Annotated in this window: 7 protein-coding genes and 1 pseudogene; 6 read left to right on the forward strand and 2 right to left on the reverse strand. The window is 30.4% G+C overall.

All coding sequences use genetic code 11. The features are described 5' to 3' along the window. Positions 1-270: pseudogene (locus NE054_RS06815) on the forward strand (7-carboxy-7-deazaguanine synthase QueE); the annotation flags it as partial. Here the strand turns inward: NE054_RS06815 and NE054_RS06820 are convergent. Next, on the reverse strand, positions 267-908 hold the full coding sequence (locus NE054_RS06820; RefSeq protein ID WP_297890057.1) for a PilZ domain-containing protein: 642 nt from the start codon (positions 906-908) through the stop codon (positions 267-269). The pseudogene NE054_RS06815 and the gene NE054_RS06820 sit on opposite strands and share 4 nt — an antisense overlap. Positions 909-968: 60 nt before the next feature. On the opposite strand from NE054_RS06820, the gene dprA reads away from it, so the two are divergent. After that, a complete protein-coding gene (gene dprA / locus NE054_RS06825) occupies positions 969-2,039 on the forward strand; it encodes a DNA-processing protein DprA (RefSeq protein ID WP_297890058.1) in 1,071 nt (356 codons plus the stop codon). Here the strand turns inward: dprA and NE054_RS06830 are convergent. Then, entirely contained in the window at positions 2,024-3,628 is a 1,605-nt protein-coding gene (locus NE054_RS06830; protein WP_297890060.1) for a glycosyltransferase family 39 protein, read from the reverse strand. The two genes, dprA and NE054_RS06830, sit on opposite strands and share 16 nt — an antisense overlap. Before the next feature lie 64 nt (positions 3,629-3,692). Here NE054_RS06830 and NE054_RS06835 point away from each other — a divergent pair, with 64 nt between their 5' ends. The 4 genes from NE054_RS06835 (at position 3,693) to NE054_RS06850 (ending at position 5,738) form a co-directional block, all read left to right on the forward strand. Then, a complete protein-coding gene (locus NE054_RS06835) occupies positions 3,693-4,001 on the forward strand; it encodes a nucleotidyltransferase domain-containing protein (RefSeq protein WP_297890062.1) in 309 nt (102 codons plus the stop codon). A gap of 88 nt (positions 4,002-4,089) precedes the next feature. Beyond that, positions 4,090-4,584, forward strand: a complete 495-nt coding sequence (locus NE054_RS06840; protein WP_297890063.1) for a shikimate kinase — start codon at positions 4,090-4,092, stop codon at positions 4,582-4,584. Further along, entirely contained in the window at positions 4,581-4,949 is a 369-nt protein-coding gene (gene acpS / locus NE054_RS06845) for a holo-ACP synthase (RefSeq protein WP_297890064.1), read from the forward strand. Before NE054_RS06840 ends, acpS begins: the two co-directional genes overlap by 4 nt. A gap of 105 nt (positions 4,950-5,054) precedes the next feature. Further along, on the forward strand, positions 5,055-5,738 hold the full coding sequence (locus NE054_RS06850) for a FliA/WhiG family RNA polymerase sigma factor (RefSeq protein ID WP_297890065.1): 684 nt from the start codon (positions 5,055-5,057) through the stop codon (positions 5,736-5,738). The last annotated feature ends 12 nt before the right edge of the window (positions 5,739-5,750 follow it).

The raw sequence follows: 5,750 nt of genomic DNA on the forward strand, positions 1-5,750 counted from the left end.
TCTCCAAAACCACCTTTTTACCTTGTAAATAAAAACTTGATACCTTATATAAATGAGCTAAAATTTGTCGTAGATGAAAACTTATCAATAAATCGCATCATAAAACCGGAATTTATAGCTATACTAAAAAACGATGTTATAGTACTTCAACCGGAAAGTAATAAACCTGATATGGTAAAAAAAGCCCTTCACTTACAAGATGAGTTATTAAAAATAGGTATTGAAAGTAGAATAATACCACAGTGTCATAAAGTTTTAGGTCTTCCTTAATCTGCAAAAGTGTTTAATATTTTTGCAAGTTCCCTTTGTCTATCTCCAACGTACTTTGCTATTTCATCTTCCAAAACCGGTTTAGCTTGAATGATTTTTGCACCGTATCTAAATGTGTTGTCTGGTCTTTCTAATTTATAGAGAATTTTAAATTTCAATGGATAAGACTTTCCAGAAATGTTAATTCTACCATCGTACTCTTCTTCCAAATTTATCTCAACATTCTTTGGAAGTTTAAAACTAAAACCTTTTTCTGATATATCTCTCAGGCTTACACAGATATTACTATCTATTTCTAACAGTACTGGTTTACTTGAAGGACATTTTACTCTTACATAATTTCTTTTAATTTTTGGCTCAACTGCAAAGGTAGGAAAAGATGTTATCAAAACTTCTTTGTTCCACATAAGGGCTTTTAAAACTAAAATATCGTTTCCATATTTTGCGTATATTTCCTTTTCTTGAGAAACCATCGCTTCTATTTTAGAGTTAATCTCAAACTCTATCTGTTTTTTTAAAAAATCTATCTCTAAAACGTTCAATATAACCTTTATAGGAACTTCCTCATAGAAGATGTAAAACTCTCCTTTTTTCTTCTTTGCAAGCTCTTCTATAAAGTTTCCTATTGTCCCTTCCAATATTTGTTCTCCTCGATTTGCTATAATAGTATTTTATCAAAAAAATAAGGGCTTTGAAATATGGAAGAAATATTATCTTGTTTAGAACTTTACTTTACGAAAGGTTTAGGAAATATAACAATCAAAAAGTTAATAGAAAAATATGGCTCTGCATCGGTAGTTTTAGAAATTGATTATCAAACATTAAAAACAGATTTTGGGGAAAGTTTAGCTAAAGTTATTACTGAAAGAGATAAAACCTTAAAAGACGTTGCTTTAATGGAAATTGAAAAATCTGAAAAAATGAATGTTAAAATAGTACCTTTGTCCTCTCCGGATTATCCATCCTTGTTAAAGAATATTCCTGACCCACCAGCTGTTATTTACGTTAAAGGAAACTTTCCTATTCCAGAAAATACCTTATCTGTGGTTGGAAGTAGAAGACATTCTAACTATGGAACTTTTATTGTAAACACGATTATAAGGGAGTTGGCAAAAAATAAAGTAAATATAGTATCCGGATTAGCTGTTGGTATTGATTCATTGGCTCATAAGGTTGCGTTAGAAGAAAAAAGTTTTACTACCGCCGTTTTAGGAAGTGGTTTAGATATTTTTTACCCACCGGAAAACAGAAAACTTTTTGAAAGTATAGTAGAAAATGGTTGTGTAATATCCGAATTTCCCTTGGGGACAAAACCTTCTGCTTACAGTTTTCCTCAAAGAAACAGAGTTATTGCAGGATTGTCTTACGGTGTATTCGTTGTAGAAGCTCCGGAAAAATCTGGAAGTTTAATCACAGCAAACCTTGCCAACGAGTATGGAAGACTTGTTTTTACAGTTCCAACCAACATAAATAACACCTACGGAAAAGGAAACAACATTTTAATAAAAGAAGGAGCCATACCCATCACAGATTTTGAAGATTTAAAGGAGTATTTACCATTTTTAAAATCTCCTTTATCTGGTTTAGACCTTTATCAGCTAACTTCTGAAGAAAAAGACATACTGATGTTTTTAGACACAAAAAGACATTACGACGAGATTTTACAAAAATTTTACAACAAATATCCGGATATAGATAGTATTCTCTTTAATCTACAACTAAAAAATCTGATTCAGTCAGACAGTATGTTTTACTACCGAGTAGTGTAAACAAGATACATCTTCACAAATCCTGAATAATCTCCTTTCTCCGCTTTGGCAACATTTTTAAGAAATACAGCAAACCTTGATTCACTACTTGGATACAAGTATCCACTCCATAAAACTTTTCCACCGATTTTATTTAATGTTTCTTCTTCTACAAGAGCAAGTGTATAGCCGTGATTTTGTTGGTACTGTAATATCTGATTCTCAGTGTAATCTCTCAGAACCTTCCTTTTGGCATAAAAAGGTAGGTTATGGAAAAATCTGTTTTGTACTATCAAAGGAACAGACCTATCCGGAACATTTTTGTTTACAATTTCTCCAATCTCCTTGTAAGGTCTGTAATTTTCCACCTTAACAAGAAGAGAAACTGTTAGTATCATAAAAGTTATCATCATAGATAAAAAAGGTACCAATCTGTAATCTTTATATCTGATAATGTAAAGAAAAGGAAATAAGCATATAAAGTAGTAAAAATAATCAAGGTTAAACGTGTAAAGTATATATACATTCATTACAGTTATTACAAAAGCCGGAACAAGGAAAGATGCAATCCAAAAGTACTTTTTCAACCCATCAGGATTATGATTTACTAAAAAATACCCTACAAGAACAGATAAAGCCGGATGAGCTTGAATAAAGTAAGTTGGAATCTTCCCTTTTGCTATCGTAAAAACAACAAACATAACAAAAATCCAGCTAAAAATAAAAGAAAAATCTTTTAAAAGCTTTTTAAATCCGGATAAAAAAGAGTAGTAAAAAGTCAAAGAGTAAGGTAAAAACCCCCAAAGAATAACAACCAGATAAAAAAACAAATCAGAAAATTTAGATTCTTCCTTAAAAGCTCTTTTTAAAGTTTCTTCATTATAAACACTCCAAAACTCATCTCCAAACTTTAAATCCATATAAACAACCCAGCTAAGACCAATAAAAAGAGAAATAGGAATACCAACATAAACTTTTAAATAAAATAATTTTTTAAAAAATTCTTTTAAATCAAGATGACTTTCAATCAAAAGATAAAGACCAACAATCCCACCAATCACAAAAAAGTAAGGATACCCTTTCGTAAGAACAGTTAACCCCAATGAAATGTAAGAGAGTAAGATGTAAAAAAACTTATTTTCTTTATAACCTTTCAAAAAAAGGTAAAGAGTTAAAGTGAATAAAAACAAAAGAGGTACTTCCGGAGAAGTGTACCTTGAATTTATAACAAACTGAAAACTAAAAGCCATAACGAAAAAAGAGTACATTCCCACAGTTTTTCCGTAAAGAATCTCCCCTATTTTATAGGTTAAAAAAGAAGACCCAATTGCCATCAAAACAATTGGAAGACGGATTGCAAACTCATTTAAACCAAACAAAAAAGAGGATAAAGCAACAATCCAGTAAGTTAAAGGAGGTTTATTAAACCTTGGCTCATAGTTGTAGTATATATCAAGAAAGTTTCCGGATTCAAACATCTCCCTAACAGCTTCAGCATAAAAACTTTCGTTAGGAATCCATATAGCGTTATACCAAAAGTTCCAAAAGTATATAAAAACCGTTAAAAAAACAAAAAGGTATATTTTAAAATTTTCCTCTCTGTTTTCCATATTTATCTCAGATTTTCAGCTTTTTATGATACAATTATTTTATCATACCTACTAAAAGGTAAAAATGGCAAAAGTAAGATTAACACAGCAACAGATAAAAGACATAAAGGACAGTGTAAATATGGTTATACCAGATGCAAAAGTGTTAATCTTCGGAAGTAGAACAGACTTGACCAAAAAAGGTGGTGATATAGATATAGCTATTTTTACACAAAACGAGCTTACAAATCCGGAAAAATTTAAAATAAAGATGGAAATACTTAAAAATCTGTATAAAAAGTTAGGTGAAAGAAAAATAGACCTGATAGTAATATCAAAAAATCCTAAAAAAGAGATTGAAAAAATCGCACTACAAACAGGAATAGAGATATGACAAACTTAGAAGAAAAATTAAAAACATACATATCCCAATTAGAAAAAGATTTAGAAACTATTAAAAATATAGTAGAAAGGTTAAAAAGATGAAAAATATCTATTTGGTAGGTTTTATGGGAAGTGGAAAATCAACTGTTGGAAAAATACTGGCAGAAAAAACCGGAAGAAAATTTATAGACATAGACAAACTTATAGAAGAGAAAGAAGGAAGAAAAATAAAAGACATATTTGAAAAAGAAGGAGAAAGCCACTTTAGACAGTTAGAAAAAAAACAGTTAGAAGAACTACTTAACACAGAAAATTATGTAATTTCAACAGGTGGAGGATTAGGAGCAAATCCGGAAAACATGCAAAAAATGAAAGAAAACGGTATAGTAGTATGGCTTGATATAACCCTAAACACAGTTTTAGAAAGATGTAAAAATGATGAAGATAGACCCCTTTTAAAACAACCAATAGAAAAAATAAAACAACTCTTTGAAGAAAGGAAAAAAGTTTACGGACTTGCCCCATACAGAATAAATGTAGAAAACAAAACACCTATGCAGATAGTAGAAGAGATTTTAACGAAAACAAAATGAAAATATACACAGGAATAGATATAGTAGAAAACAACAGAATAGAAAAAGCTTACAAAAAATTTGGTGAAAGATTTTTAAAAAAAATATACACAGATAGAGAAATTCAATACTGTTTTAAAAAGAAAGATTTTATACCCTGTTTATCAGCAAGATTTGCAGCAAAAGAAGCAACTATAAAAGCATACTATCAAGCATTTAATAAATCAATCAACTATAAAAGTATTGAAATAATAGGAATTAATGGGAAACCTGCAGAAATTATACTGCACAATGATACAAATCATAAAAAAAACTTTGATGTATCCATATCTATCTCTCATGAAAAAAAATATTCAGTCGCAGTTGTTATTATCTACACTGCATAAACCTGATTGCACCTTTTATTTGTAAACAACCATTAAACAAATTATAAACAATTGGCATAAAATTTGCTTACTTTAAATCAGAGATTAAAATTGGGAGGCGGAAAAATGCAAATTAAATTAGAAGATAGAAACAAAATAATTATGGAATATTTACCAAAGATAAAGTACATCGTTAAAGCTTTAAAACACGAAAATTTACCAGCTGTTGTTGATGAAGAAGATTTAATTCAAGTAGGGATACTTGGTTTGTACGACGCCATAGATAAGTACGACCCATCAAAAGGAATTAAATTATCGACTTACGCAGAAATTAGAATAAGAGGATACATAATAGACCACCTAAGAGAGCTTGATTGGATACCAAGGTCTTTAAGATCAAAAATCAAAAACCTTGAAAACAAAATAGCAGAACTTGAAACAAAGCTTGGAAGGAGTGCAACCACAGAAGAGATTGCTGAATACCTTGGTATGAGCACCAGTGAGTATATGAAGTATTCGGAAGTATTAGTAAATAGAGTCCTTATATCCCTCGATAGTGATGTTAGTAAAGACGAAGATGAAAGTTTACACCTTTGGGAAGTTATATCATCAAACGATGATACACCTGATAAAGTTGTAGAAGAAAAACAGCTGAAAGAAATACTTTCTGATATAATATTAAATCATCTAAACGAAAGAGAGAGACTTTTAATAAGTCTTTACTACTACGAAGATTTGAATATGAAAGAGATTACATGCCGAACTATGCAATACATGGCTCCGCAAAGGCTGCGTTGGAGACGTTGGTAAGATATTTGGCTG

This window comes from Sulfurihydrogenibium sp., assembly GCF_027448985.1.
Classification (GTDB): domain Bacteria; phylum Aquificota; class Aquificia; order Aquificales; family Hydrogenothermaceae; genus Sulfurihydrogenibium.

Bases quoted from the DNA above. Each gene is read 5' to 3' on its own strand.
- NE054_RS06830 (WP_297890060.1), bottom strand. From the start codon at position 3,628: ATGGAAAACAGAGAGGAAAATTTTAAAATATACCTTTTTGTTTTTTTA.
- NE054_RS06840 (WP_297890063.1), top strand. From the start codon at position 4,090: ATGAAAAATATCTATTTGGTAGGTTTTATGGGAAGTGGAAAATCAACT.
- acpS (WP_297890064.1), top strand. From the start codon at position 4,581: ATGAAAATATACACAGGAATAGATATAGTAGAAAACAACAGAATAGAA.
- NE054_RS06850 (WP_297890065.1), top strand. From the start codon at position 5,055: ATGCAAATTAAATTAGAAGATAGAAACAAAATAATTATGGAATATTTA.
- NE054_RS06835 (WP_297890062.1), top strand. From the start codon at position 3,693: ATGGCAAAAGTAAGATTAACACAGCAACAGATAAAAGACATAAAGGAC.
- dprA (WP_297890058.1), top strand. From the start codon at position 969: ATGGAAGAAATATTATCTTGTTTAGAACTTTACTTTACGAAAGGTTTA.